Origin of the sequence: Luteimonas sp. gir, assembly GCF_037198055.1 — a bacterium.
Classification (GTDB): Bacteria; Pseudomonadota; Gammaproteobacteria; order Xanthomonadales; family Xanthomonadaceae; genus Luteimonas; species Luteimonas citri_A.
Genome location: NZ_JBBAXQ010000001.1, coordinates 578,234 through 591,923 on the forward strand (window position 1 = coordinate 578,234; position 13,690 = coordinate 591,923).

The 13,690-nt window shown below is 70.7% G+C and carries 12 protein-coding genes and 1 pseudogene; 7 read left to right on the forward strand and 6 right to left on the reverse strand.

The window, feature by feature from the left end:
- The first annotated feature begins 96 nt into the window (after positions 1-96).
- The 5 genes and pseudogenes from WAF18_RS02585 (at position 97) to WAF18_RS02605 (ending at position 5,356) form a co-directional block, all read left to right on the forward strand.
- The gene (locus WAF18_RS02585) at positions 97-513 is read left to right on the forward strand and encodes a hotdog fold thioesterase (protein ID WP_183424885.1); all 417 of its coding nucleotides are present in this window, start codon (positions 97-99) and stop codon (positions 511-513) included.
- A 55-nt stretch (positions 514-568) separates the two neighbouring features.
- Positions 569-1,372, forward strand: a complete 804-nt coding sequence (locus WAF18_RS02590) for a lysophospholipid acyltransferase family protein (RefSeq protein WP_337243728.1) — start codon at positions 569-571, stop codon at positions 1,370-1,372.
- Between the two features lie 59 nt (positions 1,373-1,431).
- Positions 1,432-2,406, forward strand: a pseudogene (locus tag WAF18_RS02595) (alpha/beta fold hydrolase); the annotation flags it as partial.
- Between the two features lie 225 nt (positions 2,407-2,631).
- The gene (locus tag WAF18_RS02600) at positions 2,632-4,701 is read left to right on the forward strand and encodes a tetratricopeptide repeat protein (RefSeq protein WP_337243729.1); all 2,070 of its coding nucleotides are present in this window, start codon (positions 2,632-2,634) and stop codon (positions 4,699-4,701) included.
- A 37-nt stretch (positions 4,702-4,738) separates the two neighbouring features.
- Positions 4,739-5,356, forward strand: coding sequence for a YbhB/YbcL family Raf kinase inhibitor-like protein (locus tag WAF18_RS02605; protein WP_337243730.1), 618 nt, complete (start codon positions 4,739-4,741; stop codon positions 5,354-5,356).
- 81 nt (positions 5,357-5,437) lie between these two features.
- Here WAF18_RS02605 and WAF18_RS02610 read toward each other — a convergent pair whose 3' ends face one another.
- The 4 genes from WAF18_RS02610 to pyrE form a co-directional block, all read right to left on the reverse strand.
- Positions 5,438-6,265 carry an META and DUF4377 domain-containing protein gene (locus WAF18_RS02610; protein WP_337243731.1) on the reverse strand — a complete coding sequence of 276 codons (828 nt, stop codon included), beginning with the start codon at positions 6,263-6,265 and terminating at the stop codon, positions 5,438-5,440.
- A gap of 268 nt (positions 6,266-6,533) precedes the next feature.
- Positions 6,534-7,328, reverse strand: coding sequence for an undecaprenyl-diphosphate phosphatase (locus tag WAF18_RS02615; protein ID WP_337243732.1), 795 nt, complete (start codon positions 7,326-7,328; stop codon positions 6,534-6,536).
- Between the two features lie 294 nt (positions 7,329-7,622).
- The gene (locus tag WAF18_RS02620) at positions 7,623-8,264 is read right to left on the reverse strand and encodes a hypothetical protein (protein WP_337243733.1); all 642 of its coding nucleotides are present in this window, start codon (positions 8,262-8,264) and stop codon (positions 7,623-7,625) included.
- 31 nt (positions 8,265-8,295) lie between these two features.
- Complete coding sequence (gene pyrE, locus WAF18_RS02625) at positions 8,296-8,955, reverse strand: orotate phosphoribosyltransferase (protein WP_337243734.1); 660 nt, start codon at positions 8,953-8,955, stop codon at positions 8,296-8,298.
- Positions 8,956-9,095: 140 nt separating this feature from the next.
- On the opposite strand from pyrE, the gene WAF18_RS02630 reads away from it, so the two are divergent.
- Entirely contained in the window at positions 9,096-10,154 is a 1,059-nt protein-coding gene (locus WAF18_RS02630) for a cytochrome-c peroxidase (protein ID WP_337243735.1), read from the forward strand.
- Between the two features lie 164 nt (positions 10,155-10,318).
- Positions 10,319-11,122: an exodeoxyribonuclease III gene (locus WAF18_RS02635; RefSeq protein WP_337243736.1), complete on the forward strand. Its 804-nt coding sequence runs from the start codon at positions 10,319-10,321 to the stop codon at positions 11,120-11,122.
- Between the two features lie 120 nt (positions 11,123-11,242).
- Here WAF18_RS02635 and WAF18_RS02640 read toward each other — a convergent pair whose 3' ends face one another.
- Together WAF18_RS02640 and WAF18_RS02645 are read right to left on the reverse strand one after the other, a co-directional pair.
- A complete protein-coding gene (locus WAF18_RS02640) occupies positions 11,243-12,574 on the reverse strand; it encodes an MFS transporter (RefSeq protein ID WP_337243737.1) in 1,332 nt (443 codons plus the stop codon).
- Between the two features lie 221 nt (positions 12,575-12,795).
- A complete protein-coding gene (locus WAF18_RS02645; protein WP_337243738.1) occupies positions 12,796-13,449 on the reverse strand; it encodes a hypothetical protein in 654 nt (217 codons plus the stop codon).
- Between the last annotated feature and the right edge of the window lie 241 nt (positions 13,450-13,690).

Consider the following 13,690-nt stretch of genomic DNA (forward strand, 5'->3'; position numbering starts at 1 on the left):
TCGCTGACCGTCCGGCCGCACCGCAACGCACCGGTGCATGCGCCACGTCGACGAACGGCCTAAGCTGGCGCGTTCCCGCCCGGAGTTCCGCGCCGCATGTTCCGCAGCGACACCACGGTCGAACAGCTCAACGCGCTGTCGGCCAATACCGCGATCGCCACGCTTGGCATCGTCTTCACCGAGATCGGCCCCGATTACCTGCGCGCGACCATGCCGGTCGATGCGCGGACCCACCAGCCCTACGGGCTGCTGCACGGCGGCGCGTCCGCGCTGCTGGCCGAGACGATCGGCAGCACCGCCGGCGGCCTGGCTGCGCCCGAAGGCTGCGGCGTCGTCGGCATCGAGATCAATGCCAACCATCTGCGCGGCGTGCGCAGCGGCACGGTCACCGGCACCGCGCGCGCGCTGCACGTGGGCCGCAGTACCCAGGTCTGGGACATCCGCATCGAAGATGCCGGCGGTCGGCTGGTCTGCGCCTCGCGGCTGACGCTGGCGGTGATCCCCAAGCCGTGAGCGCGTCCTCGCCCGGCAGTGGCGCGCCCATGATCGCTTTGGGTATGGTGCGCGCATGACGTCCTCCCCCATTCATGCCGGCACCGGCGGCCCGTCGGTGCGCGTCTTGCGCTATGCGTATCGTGTGCCGATGCTGCTGTGGCACGTCTTCGTGCACCTGCCGCTGGTGCTGTTGTCGATGGTGCCGCCGATCGGCGCACGCAAACTGCGCAGCGGCGAGCGGATCGATCATCGGATGATCCGCTGGTGGCAGGGCGGGTTGATGCGGGTGTTCGGTTTCCGGATGCGCCGGATCGGTACGCCGTTGCCCGGCGCGACGCTGTTCGTCGCCAACCATGTGAGCTGGGTCGATATCGTCGCGCTGCACAGCCAGCGGATGATGGGCTTCGTCGCCAAGCGCGAGATCGCCGGTTGGCCGGTGGTGGGCTGGCTGGCCGCGCGCGGGGAGACGATCTTCCACCAGCGCGGCAGCCAGGAATCGCTGGGCGGGGTGCTGCAGGAAATGCTCGCGCGGCTGCGCGCCGGGCGCCCGGTCGCGGTGTTTCCCGAAGGACGCACGCGCGGCGGCACGCATGTCGGGCCGTTCCATGCGCGCATCTTCCTGGCCGCGGTCGAGGCCAATGTCGCGGTGCAGCCGGTCGCCCTGCGCTACGGCGTCGGCGGCGTGGCGCAGACGATCGTGGCGTTCCGCGAGCGCGAGTCGTTCTTCGCCAATTTCCTGCGCTTGCTGGGCGAAGCGCCGCGGCAGGCCGACGTGATCTTCCTCGAGCCGATCCTGCCGGGCGAGGGCGAAGGCAGGCGCCGGATCGCCGATGTCTCGCGCGAGCGCATCGTCGCGGCGCTGGAGGCGGCGGGATGACCGCGGCGCATCCGTCGGCGACGGCGGATGCTCACCGGCTGCCGGGCGCCGATGGCGGCCTGCGCGGCAGCGACTACATGCCGCCAGCCTGGCTGCGCAGCCCGCATGTACAGACCGTGCTGGGCAGCAGCCCGTGGCGTCGCCGACGTGGCGCGCGGCTGCTCGCGGCGACCGGTGCGGTGACCACCGAGCATCTGGTCGACGGCGGCGAGGGCGTTCGCCTGCACGGCCTGCATTCGGTGGTGCCCGGGACCGCGTCGCGTGGGCTGGCCCTGCTGCTGCACGGCTGGGAGGGCAGCACCGAATCGAGCTACATGCGCTTGACCGCGGCGCGGATGCTCGAGCGCGGCTACGAGGTGTTCCGGCTGAACTTCCGCGATCACGGCGGCAGTCATCACCTCAACGAGGCAATCTTCCACTCCAACCGGATCGACGAGGTCGTGCACGCCGCGCTCGACGTGGCGCGGCGCTTTCCGGCCCGGCCGATGGTCGCGGCCGGCTATTCGCTCGGCGGCAACTTCGTGCTGCGTCTGGCGCTGCGCGCGCCGGCGGTCGGCCTGCAGCTGGCCGGCGTGGCCTCGGTGTGTCCGGTGGTCGATCCGGCGCGCACGATGGTGTACATGGAGCGCGGGCACCGGCTGTACCTGCGGCACTTCGAACGCACCTGGCGCGCGTCGCTGCGGCGCAAGCGCGACCTGTTTCCCGATCGCCACGCCTTCGACGATGCGACCCTGCGCCTGGGCATGCGCGAGCTGACCGAATGGCTGGTCCAGACCCACACCGACTTCGGCACGCTCGACAACTATTTCGATGGCTACTCGGTCGCCGGCGACCGCCTGGCCGGCCTGCAGGTGCCGACCGACATCCTGATGGCGGCCGACGACCCGGTGATCCCGCTCGATGCATTCCACACCCTGGCATTGCCGGCGCACGCCCGCATCGAGCTCAGCCGCTGGGGTGGGCACTGCGGTTTCCTGCTCGACGCCCACCTCGACGGGTTCGCCGAGCGCTGGGTCGCCGCGCGACTCGACGCGCATGCCGACGCGGCGCGCGAGGCGGGCACCCGCACCCGGCTGGCGAGCGCGATCGGCAGCGACCTGGCGCCGGGCGCCGGTTGAGCGGCGCGCACAGATCATCCCCGACCCCGCGGCGAGGTCGCACGCGATGCGCGACGGGTCAGGCATGAGCTCCGGTGGGCGGGCAGCGGCCCGCTACAATGGCCGGCCCAGCCAGACGGACGGCGTCACGCCGGCACCAGCATGCAGCAACAGATCCTCGATGCCCTGCGCCGCGGCGCCCACGATGACGCCGCCGCACTCGCGCGTCAGGCCCTGGTCGATGCACCCCGCGATGTCGGCCTGCTGCGCGCCGCCGCGCTTGCGCTGCGCACGGCCGGCGATCGCGCCGGTGCGCTGGCTGCGATCGACGCCGCGATTGCCGATGCCCCGGACGAAGCCGAGTTGCACTTCCAGCGCGCGGGCATGCTGCTCGACGCGCGCGACCTGGAGGCCGCGCAGGCGGCGTTGTCGCAGACCGTCGCGCTCGATCCCAACCAGTTCGGCGCCTATGTGATGCGCGCGCAGATGGCGATCGGCCGCGGCGATCTCGACGAGGCCGAGCAGCAGCAGAAGCTGGCCGAGCGCGTGGCGCCCGAGCACCCGTGGACGACGATGCTTGCCGGCGCGATCGCCTCGCGCCGCGGCGACCACGACCGCGCCCTGGGCCTGCTGTCGCACGCCTCCAGCCAAGCGCCCGAGGACCTGCAGGTGCTGCACGCGCTGGCCTTCGGCTATCTCGCGGCCGGCCACTTGGCGTTCGCCGAGCAGGCGTTCCGCCGCGTGATCGAGCAGACCGGCCAGGCGCCGCTGCGTGGGTTGCTGGCGCAGATCGTGCTGCAGCAGGGCCGTCCTGCCGATGCCGCCGACGTGATCGCCGAGATCCTGGCCGATCCGGCGCAGGTCACCCCGGCGTGGCAGACGCTCGGCGGCGAGCTCGAACTGGAGGCCGGGCGTCCCGAACGCGCCGCGCCGTTGCTGCGTGCCGCATTCGCCGCGCATCCCGAGTCGCGCCGCGCGACCAATGCGCTGGTCCAGCTGTGGAGCCGGACCGACGCTGCGGACGACGCCCGCAGCACGCTCGATGCCGCGCTCGCAGCCGGCCCCGAGCACGATCATCTGTGGCTTGCGCGGTTGGCGTTCGAGCCGTTCGCCGGCGAAGCCGCGCGCAGCATCGTCGAGCGCTGGAACGCCCGCCGTCCCGATCACCTGCCGGCGCTGCAGGCACGCCTGTCGCTGGAGACCGGTGCTGGTGATATGGAGGCGGCCGAAGCGGTCGCGCGCGCGGTCACCGCGCTGCAGCCCGGTCATGCCGCGGCCAACGAATTCCTGTTCAACCAGTTGCTCGCGCGCGACCCGGACGCGGCGGTGACCTTTGCCGAAGGCCTGCAGGCGACCGCACACGACGCCGCGCGCCTGATGCTGCGCCGCTGGGTCGGCCTCGCCCAGGACGCCGCCGGCCGCCACGCCGATGCGGTCGCGACCTGGACCGCGGTCAGCATCGATACCAGCGCTGCGGCGAGCGCACCGCCAGAGCCTACCGCCGCACCGGCGCAGTGGCCGCCGGTCGCCGAGTCTCTGGCACCGCAACCGCCGGCGGTGTTCCTCTACGGACCGCCCGGCGCCCAGGTCGATCGTGTCGCCGGCCTGCTGCGGCAGGCGGTGCGGCAGTTCCGCGCCGACCGCTTCGCCGGCCCGGTCGCCGACGCCTTCCAGGACACGCGCGTGCCCGCCCGGCTCGCCGCGGGCGAGTTCACCGCGCGCCAGATCGTCGACAGCTGGCGTACCCAGTTGCCGGCACGCGATGCCGGCGAAGGCGCGATCGTCGACTGGCTGCCGTGGTGGGACAACGCCTGGCTGCTGGCGCTGCGCCCCGAGCTGCCGCAGGCACGTTTGCTGCTGGCGCTGCGCGATCCGCGCGACATGTTGCTCGAATGGCTGGCGTTCGGCACCGCGTTGACCATGCGCATCGAAGACGCGCAGGGCGCGGCCGACTGGTTGGCCCGCCACCTGGCGCAGTTCGCCGAGCTCATCGAGCAGCAGCTGATGCCGATCACGATCGTGCGCACCGACGCACCGGCCGCCGATCCGATGGCGGTGTCCGCCGCGCTGGGCGAGGCCCTGGCGCTCGATGGTTTCCCGGTGCCGCCGCCGCAGGCGCTCGGCCCCGATCGCCTGCCGGCCGGACGCTGGCGTGCGTACACCGACGCGCTGGCCGGCCCGATCGCCGCATTGACCCCGGTCGCGGTGCGCCTGGGCTATCCGCAGGCCTGACCACCGCCCCGACTTCCGCCACGCAGGAGACGACACCATGCGCATCCACAGCGACAGCTTCGCGCCCGGCCAACCGATTCCGGCGGCCTTCGCCGCGGGCACGCCCGACGGCTTCGGCGGCAACCGCAATCCGCACCTGGCTTGGGACGAGGTCCCGGCCGGTACGCGTTCGTTCGCGCTGCTGTGCCTGGATCCCGATGCTCCGACCGACCCGTCGCTGGCCGGTCGCGACGATGTCGAGATTCCGGTCGCGCATCCGCGCGGCACGTTCGTGCATTGGGCGGTCGTCGACCTGCCGGCCGAACTGCGCGCGATCGAGGCAGGCAGCGCCAGCGAAGGCGTGACCCCGGGCGGCAAGCGGCGACCGCCGGGACCGGCCGGTGCGCGTCAGGGTCTGAACGACTACACCGGCTGGTTCGCAGGCGACGCCGACATGGCCGGCGACTGGTTCGGCTACGACGGTCCGTACCCGCCGCCCAACGACCTGCGCACGCATCGCTATTTCTTCCGCCTGTTCGCGCTCGACGTCGACCGTCTCGACGTGCCCGAGCGCTTCACCGCCGGCGATGTGCAGCGTGCGATGCAGGGCCATGTACTGGCCGAGGCAACTGTGTGGGGCAGCTACGCACTGCATCCGGGCGCCACGCCGGTCTGAGGCCCGCGCGGCACCCCGGCCTCGGGCGGGGATCGGCGTATCGGGGCGCGCGTCGTTGCGCACGCCCCGATAACGTTGCGCTCAGCGCGCGACGGTCTCCGATTCGACCACCATGTCGAGCACATACGCCTGCGCCGGCGCATCGGCCGGCGGGTTGGCCACATCGAAGCGTTGCACCCGCACGACGTTGCGCGTGCCGTCTTCGTGGGTGAAGCCCTCGATCTCCTGGTACAGCGGCGTCCACGGCGCGTCGCCAGGCACACGTACGCCGTCGGCGTCATAGCGCACCTCGCGCACCTGCAGACAGCGGTGATCGGGGATCAGCGGATGACTGCAGGCCACGCGTTCGGGCGCGACCTCCAGGAACACCTGCTCGCCGGCGCTGCCGTAGCGCGTGGCGGGCGTGGGCGTGCCTTCGAACGTCAGCACATCGCCGCCGTCGGTCTGCAGCGTCAGCCGCGGGGTTTCGCCCTCTGCGATGGTGATGCGATGGGTGCCGGGCAGGCGCTGGCCGATCTCGCGCTCGAGCGTCTGCAGCCGTGCGTCCTGGCAGGCCATCATGGTCGAGATCACCTGGTCGACAGTCATGCGGTCGTCGTCGAGCGCCACGTTCGCGCTCATGTTGTTGCAGGCGTTGCGGACCTGGACGCCGCCATCGCGGAAATCCAACTGCAGTGGCTCGCCACCTTCCGCGAGCAATCCGTCGATCCGGGCCCCCGCGCCCGAACGCGCGTCCACCAGACGCCAGTGATAGGCCCCGAGCGTGGCAGTGTGGTCGGCCGGCGCAGCGTCGGGCAGGTCGGCGGCCGCCGCCTGCGCATCCGGCGTCGCGGCGCCATCGGGCGGCGAGGTGGCCGGCGAGCAGGCGATCAGGGCGAACGGCAGCAGCAGCGGCAGTGCACGACGCATCGGGAGTCTCCTTGTCGGACGAACGGATGTGCGCAAGCTTAACCGGCTCGCCTGAACGCGCTGCGTGGACGCCGGTATGCGCCGGCGATGTCCGCCACGCCAGATCGCGCCTATCGCCTTCCCCGCCTGCGGGAGAACCAAATCGCGTGTACCACCTCACCCCGCCCGAGGGAGAACCAAATCGCACGTACCACCTCCCCCGCCTGCGGGGGAGGTCGGCGCGCCCCGCGCGTCGGGTGGGGGCACGGGCCCTCCCGAAAGCCCCGCCTCAGACCCCCGACGGCATCAACAGCAGCAGGCCCAGGCCGAGCGCGATGCGGTAGAGCGCAAAGCCGGTGAAGCGATGACGTTTGATGTAGCCGAGCAACCACTTGACCACGATGAAGCCGGTCACCATCGCGGCGACGAAGGCGATCGCGACATCGCCCCAGGCTTCCTCGCCCAGGCCCTGGTCCAGCCACAACTCCATGAACGCATAGCCGCTGGCCGCGAACATCGTCGGGATGCCGACCAGGAACACGAACTCCGTCGCCGCCGAGCGCCGACTCAGGCCGGCCAGCATCGCAATGAAGATCGCCGCTGCCGAGCGCGAGGTGCCGGGAAACACGCCGGCCAGGACCTGCGCCAGGCCCACCAGCACTGCGACCGTCCAGGTGACATCGCTGCGGTCGGGCCTGCGTTCGGCCAGGCGCTCGGCAACGATCATCCACAGCCCACCGATCACCAGTGCCCAAGCCACCGGCGTGACGGTCTCGGGCAGCTCCCAGCCGGCCATGCGCACGGGCAGGCCGACCAGCGCGGTGACCAGGAACGCCAGCGCCAGCTTCATCGCATAGTCGCGGTTGGCGCGTTCGCCAAGGCCGGTGGTCAGGCTCCAGATACGCTGGCGGAACACCAGCGTGATCGCGACGATCGCGCCGGCCTGGATGATGATGTTGAAGAAATCCGAGCGCGCGCCGAGCCAGTGCTGGGCGATCAGCAGGTGGCCGGTGCTGGAGATGGGCAGGAACTCGCTGAGCCCCTCGATGATGCCGAGCAGCAGGGCGGAAATCGGGTCGGACACAGGGACTCACGGTGCAGCGGTGGGGGCGGGCAGCATACGCGCCCGATCCGGGCGGGGCCAAACCCGCGGCGCACCGTCATGGTCACCTCCCCCGCTCGCGGGGGAAGTCGATGCCACAGGCATCGGGTGGGGGCGGGGGCTTTCGCGAACAGCGGCCCCCACCCCAGCCCTCCCCCGCCATGCGGGGGAGGGAGACAAGCGGGCCGTCCTGCGTGCGCTGCGGATGATCACCTCCTCCGCGGCGCGGGGGAGGTCGGCGCGCTCGCGCGCCGGGTGGGGGCCAGCCCCGCGCTGCTAGTCCCGCACCGCCGCCGGTTGCTTGAGCTCGCGATAGCGGGCCAGTGCTGCGCGCAGATCGCCGCCGAGCGCGGCCCGGTCGGCCAGCTGTTGCTCGAGCACTGCGGTCTGGCGCTCCAGATCCGCGCGCTGGGCGCGGATGCCGGCGATCAATGTCGCGTCGACCGGCGCATCGCGCAGTTCCAGATCGGCGGCCTGGCGCAGCAGCGACAGCAGGCTCGCGCGCAGGTTGGCGATGCCCAGGTGCGAGGTCTTGATCGCTTCTTCGACCAGCACGATGCGCTCGCCGTAGGCGCGCCGCAGGTCGGCTTCGGTCGCGTAGGCCTCGACCATCGCCAGCTCCCGCCGCTGCAGCACCCCGCGTGCCTCGGCCTCGCGCTGCGCCTGCACCTGCGCGGCCTCGGCCGCACTGCGCTCCTCATCGGTGAGCGCGCGGCCGATCTCGGCGGTGCGCACGCCGCTGCGCGCGTCGATCTCGGTGCGCGCGGCATTCACCGCCGAGGCGGGCAGGGCATCGCCGCAGACCCGGCGACCGCCTTCGTCCCAGCAGTACACCTTGCGGTCGGGCGCGGCGGTTTGCGCCCCGGCGGTCGCGGCGGCGAGCGACAGTGCGGCGGCCAGAAGTCCCTGCAACGTCATCGTGTCCCTCCCCCGGGGCGCTGGCGCGCCATCAGCGCGCCGGGCCGCTTCCGTATCGCGAGCGGTAGGCAAGCAGGCGGTCGCGCTCGGCATCCAGTGTCGCGTTTTCGCCCGCGAACGCAAGCAGGTCCGACAGCCCGGCGATCGACACCACCGGCACGCCCTGTTCGTCGGCCACCCGCTGGGCGGCCGAGCGCGGATCGTCGTCGGTCAGGCGCTCCTGGCGGTCGAGCGCGATCGCAATGCCCGCGACCCGTCCGCCGGCCGTGTCGATCAGCCCCAGCGCTTCGCGGATCGCGGTGCCGGCGGTGATCACATCGTCGACGATCAGCACCCGGCGGCCGTCGAGCGATGCACCGATCAAGGTGCCGCCCTCGCCGTGGGTCTTGGCCTCCTTGCGGTTGAAGGTGATGGGCAGGTCGCGCCCGCGGCGTGCGTACTCCACGCCCAGCGCGCTCGCCAGCGGAATGCCCTTGTAGGCCGGCCCGAACAGCAGGTCGAAGTCGAGCCCGGCCGCATCGAGTGCATCGGCGTAGCAGCGTGCCAGCGTCGCCAGGGCCGCGCCCGAGTCGAAGCGACCGGCATTGAAGAAGTATGGGCTGACACGGCCGGACTTGAGCGTGAACTCGCCAAAGCGCAGCGCCTTCACGTTGAAGGCGAGTTGCAGGAAGCGGGTGCGGTGGTCGGACATCGGCGGCCTGGCGGAAAGGGGCGGAGAGCCGAAATGGTAAGGCAACGCGCGCGGTCGCATCGGTGCGCCGTTGCGCGCGATCAATGCCGACGATGGCGATGCCGCGCATTCTCGACGCGTCATGGAAATGGAGCGGGACGATGCGGACGGGATGGGTGGTAGGCGTGGCGGCTGCGGTCGCCCTCGCGCTGGGCGCAGGCAGCGCCGCACTGGCGCAACGCGACGACGATGACGGCTTGCGCGCCACTGCGGCGGCGCTGTTCGGCACAGTGGGCGTAGTGCCGGCGCAGGTGCGGGGTGTCGCGATCACCGAGGAACGGCTTGCGCTGGGCCGCATGCTGTTCTTCGAGCCGCGGCTCTCGCGCAGCCACATCATCAGTTGCAACACCTGCCACAACATCGGCACCGGCGGCGCCGACAACGTGACGGTCTCGATCGGTCACGGCTGGCAGCGCGGGCCGCGCAACTCGCCGACTGTCTTCAATGCGGTGTTCAACGCCGCGCAGTTCTGGGACGGCCGCGCCGCCGATCTTGCCGAGCAGGCGAAAGGCCCGGTGCAGGCGAGCGTGGAGATGAACAACACGCCCGAGCGTGTGGTCGAGACCCTGCTGAGCATGCCGCGCTACGTCGCGCTGTTCGCCGCGGCCTTTCCCGGCGACGCCGCGCCGGTGAGCTTCGACAACATGGCGCTTGCGCTCGAAGCCTTCGAAGCCACGCTGGTGACCCCGCACGCACGCTTCGACCGCTGGCTCGGTGGCGAAGACGCGGCCCTCGATGCCACCGAACGACGCGGCCTGCGGCTGTTCGTCGACAGTGGCTGCGCGGCATGCCACAACGGCGCGAATTTCGGTGGCCAGGCGTACTTCCCATTCGGCGTCATCGCCCGGCCCGGCGCGGAGATTCTGCCCGAGGGGGACAAGGGGCGCTTCGCGGTCACCCAGACCGCAAGCGACGCATACGTGTTCCGCGCCGCGCCGCTGCGCAATGTCGAGCTGACCGCGCCGTACTTCCACAGCGGCCAGGTCTGGGATCTGGAGCAGGCAGTCGCGATCATGGGCACCAGTCAGCTCGGCCGCGAACTGGCGACCGCCGAAGTGAGCGCGATCGCCGCGTTCCTGCGTACCCTGACCGGCCAGCAGCCCGACATTGCCTATCCGCTGCTGCCGCCGAGCACGGCGACGACGCCGCGCCCGGAATAGGCCGCGCGCCCCCACCCGACGCGCTGCGCGCATCGACCTCCCCCGCAAGCGGGGGAGGTGCGCGTGAAGTGCTTCCTCCTGTCCCTCTGGACGGGGGAGGTGCGATCCCGCTGGCGGTGGCGATCGGGCGGACCGGCGGCCGTGGGTCGGTTACCCTTCGCGCCATGAGAATCATCAGTTTCAACGCCAATGGCCTGCGCTCGGCCGCCCGCAAGGGGTTCTTCGACTGGTTCGCTGCGCAGGACGCCGATGTGCTGTGCGTGCAGGAGACCAAGGCCCAGGAGCACCAGCTCGCTGGCCCTGAGTTCCTGCCGGCCGGCTACAAGGCCTGGTTTCGCGATGCGACCACCAAGAAGGGCTACAGCGGGGTCGCGATCTATGCGCGACGCGAGCCCGATGAGGTGCGCACCGCGCTGGGCTGGGCGCCGTTCGACGAGGAGGGCCGCTACATCGAGGCACGCTTCGGCAACCTGAGCGTGGTCTCGTTCTACATTCCGTCCGGCTCGTCCGGCGATCTGCGCCAGGGCTTCAAGTTCGAGGTCATGGCCTGGTTGCGGCCGATCCTCGACGAATGGCTGGCCAGTGGCCGCGACTACGTGCTGTGCGGTGACTGGAACATCGTGCGCAGCCGCAACGACATCCGCAACTGGTCGAGCAATCAGAAGAACTCCGGCTGCACGCCGCCCGAGCGCGCCTGGCTCAACGGCATGATCGCCGATGCCTGCGGCGACGGGCTGTGCGATCCGCCGGCGACCGGCTGGCTCGACGCGCTGCGCGTGCTGCGGCCCGAAGCCGCCGAGTACACCTGGTGGAGCAACCGCGGCGCGGCGCGGGCCAACAACGTGGGGTGGCGCATCGATTACCAGTTCGTCACGCCCTCGCTGCGCGATCGCATCCAGGCCGCTGCCGTTCACGCCGAACCGCGCTTCTCCGACCACGCGCCGCTCGTCGTGGACTATCGCGGTTGAACGGGCGATTCGCTGCCGGTTTGGCGTCCCCAATGGAGCGGGATCGCGACCCGCGTCCATGAACCGTTGGCGTTCCGCGGGCGGGCAGGACGGAATCAGCGGCGACTGACTGCGGATTGCCTAACCGGTGGCCTGTTCCTCGCGGCGCACGTCCTGCTCCGCGATCGAGGCGTCGATCAGCCCGGCCTTCATCATCCAGGCGAACAGTGCGACGCCCGGAAGCGCGATCGCGGTTGTGAGCAGGTAGAAGTTGACGTAGCCCATCTGCTCGATCAGGGTGCCGGCCGTCGTGCCGGTGATGAAGCGTCCCACGACTGACGCGGCAGCGGACAACAGGGCGAATTGGGTCGCGGTGAACGAGAGATTGCACAGCGCCGACAGGTAGGCAACGACGACCACACCGCCGATCCCGCTGGCGAAGTTCTCGAATCCGATCGTGAACGCCAGCAGCCCATTGCTGTGGCCGACAGCCGCCAAGAGCGCGAACGAAAGGTTGGACACGGCCATCAGGACCAGCGCCAGGAACACCGACCGCTTCATGCCAATGCGCGCATAGAGAATGCCGCCGACGAAAATGCCGACCAGATAGGCGATAAAGCCGACGCCCACGTCGTAGGTCGCGATCTCGGCATTGCTGAAATTCAGGTCGTTGAGCAGAAGTCGCAGCGTCAGATTAGCCAGCGTGTCGCCGATCTTGTGCAGTAAAACGAACAACAGGACCAGGAATGCGCCCTTGCGCCGGAAGAACTCGCCCAGCGGCCCTGCCACGGCGGCCCAGGCTGCGGCCACGCCCTTGTGTTTCGTCGGCTCGCGGTGACGCTCCGGTTCGCCGAGCCAGAAGCCAACGAAAGCTGCGGGCAAGGCAAACGTGGCGCACGCGATATAAGCGATGCTCCAGCCCATCGAGGCCGCCAACAGCAACGCCAGCGCCCCCGCGCCAACCGAGCCGATACGCCAGCCGTACTGCGACATACCCGATCCGACGCCGAGTTGATGCGGTTTGAGCAACTCAATGCGATAGGCGTCGATCACGATGTCGAACGTGGCGCCTGCGACGCCCACCGCAATGGCGGCGACCGCGAACCAGCCCAGATTTGCAGATGGATCGAGCAGGCCAAGGTGAACGATGGTCGCAGCCACGGCCATCGCCGAAAGCCACAGCCAGGACCGGCGCTGGCCGAACCGGCCGAGCAGCGGTAGCCGGTAGCGATCGACCAAGGGCGCCCAAAGAAACTTGAGGTTGTAAACGAGAAAGGCCAGGGCGAAGGCGGTCACGCTCCTCTTGTCGATGCCATCCTGTGCCAACCGGGTGGTGAGCGTCGCGCCAAGCATCGCGTAGGGGAAGCCGGAAGACACCCCAAGCAGGAACGCCGCCAACGGCGCGCGTTCGAGGTAGGGCCGGATCCAGGCGATACGATCGCCATGGCGCGATACGGAGGCAGGGGACTTCATCGACGTATGCTACCTGAGGCCCGGGTCGGACTCTCGACCCGGGCAAGCCCCTCGATACGGTGAGATGTGCCTTGGACCGGTCCCTCAGGTGGGCCACGTCTGCCAGAGGGGATGCACCCCTCGCGCATCGCGAGCGTGATCAGCCAGAATCGCGGCCGTTGTGCGGATTGCAGGCAAGCCGGTGTCCGCCGCATTGCTCCGATGCGCGGTAGTCGCTGGCGTCAGCCCTGCACGTCGGCGAGTGCGCCGTCGGTCGTCGGCGGTGCGTGCAGGCAGGCATCCGGGTCGCCGTCGAGCCCGGCCGGCATTTGGCAGGTGCGCGGCGAGAAATCGAGCGTGCTCTGCCAGCCGATCCGGCGGTCCGGACGCAAACCCACCTGCACGTCCACGTCGCGGATCACCACGCGCGCAGTCTGCGGGGCGCCGCCGGCGACCGCCCAGCCGTCGAGCTCATGGGCGAGCGTCGGGTCGAGCAGGCGATTGTCCTCGAGCAGGCCGCGCACCTGATTCAAGGCGGCGGTGTGCTCGCCGCCGGCGCCGCTGGGCTCGATGTTGACGCTGGCGAGCATGCCGTCCTGCTGGCGGAACGCGACCCGCTCGGCCGGCACCGTCAACTGCCGGCCGTCGGGCAGCCGCAACGTGACCTGGCGCGCCTGCGCGATCGTGTGTTCGCTGGCGAGCGTGCCGTCACGCTGCGGCCAGGCCAGGTCCACCTGCTCGGCGACGGGCGCCGACAGATCGATGTGCAACGGCTTGACCAGCGCCGGCGGGGTGTCGATCTTCGCGCAGCCAGCGCTCAGCAGGCCGGCAAGCAGCAGAGCGGTCGCGGCATGGCGCAGGCCGGGCCGGGTGTGGGGGAAGGGCATCGAACGCATGGCAAAACATCCTGTGGAGGGAGACAGCGGGGACCTGGCCGGACCCGTCTGCGCGGGCCCTGGCGTCGTCGTGGCGAGGCGCGGCCCACGACAGGCGCGTTGCGCCTACGTGGCGTTGCCGATGATCCCCCGCGGCGGATCAGACCAGCGCTGGAGTTAAGGGCGCGTCGATGATGTGTTGGCGCCGCCGTGTGGAAGCGCTTTCATTGCCGGATCGGTGGCGCCAACGGACACCATGGCC

Excerpts from the sequence above, each read along its gene's own strand:
- pyrE (WP_337243734.1), bottom strand. The coding sequence starts at position 8,955 with ATGTCCGACCACCGCACCCGCTTCCTGCAACTCGCCTTCAACGTGAAG.
- WAF18_RS02620 (WP_337243733.1), bottom strand. The coding sequence starts at position 8,264 with ATGACGTTGCAGGGACTTCTGGCCGCCGCACTGTCGCTCGCCGCCGCG.
- WAF18_RS02640 (WP_337243737.1), bottom strand. The coding sequence starts at position 12,574 with ATGAAGTCCCCTGCCTCCGTATCGCGCCATGGCGATCGTATCGCCTGG.
- WAF18_RS02630 (WP_337243735.1), top strand. The coding sequence starts at position 9,096 with ATGCGGACGGGATGGGTGGTAGGCGTGGCGGCTGCGGTCGCCCTCGCG.
- WAF18_RS02585 (WP_183424885.1), top strand. The coding sequence starts at position 97 with ATGTTCCGCAGCGACACCACGGTCGAACAGCTCAACGCGCTGTCGGCC.
- WAF18_RS02600 (WP_337243729.1), top strand. The coding sequence starts at position 2,632 with ATGCAGCAACAGATCCTCGATGCCCTGCGCCGCGGCGCCCACGATGAC.
- WAF18_RS02590 (WP_337243728.1), top strand. The coding sequence starts at position 569 with ATGACGTCCTCCCCCATTCATGCCGGCACCGGCGGCCCGTCGGTGCGC.
- WAF18_RS02610 (WP_337243731.1), bottom strand. The coding sequence starts at position 6,265 with ATGCGTCGTGCACTGCCGCTGCTGCTGCCGTTCGCCCTGATCGCCTGC.
- WAF18_RS02605 (WP_337243730.1), top strand. The coding sequence starts at position 4,739 with ATGCGCATCCACAGCGACAGCTTCGCGCCCGGCCAACCGATTCCGGCG.
- WAF18_RS02635 (WP_337243736.1), top strand. The coding sequence starts at position 10,319 with ATGAGAATCATCAGTTTCAACGCCAATGGCCTGCGCTCGGCCGCCCGC.
- WAF18_RS02645 (WP_337243738.1), bottom strand. The coding sequence starts at position 13,449 with ATGCGTTCGATGCCCTTCCCCCACACCCGGCCCGGCCTGCGCCATGCC.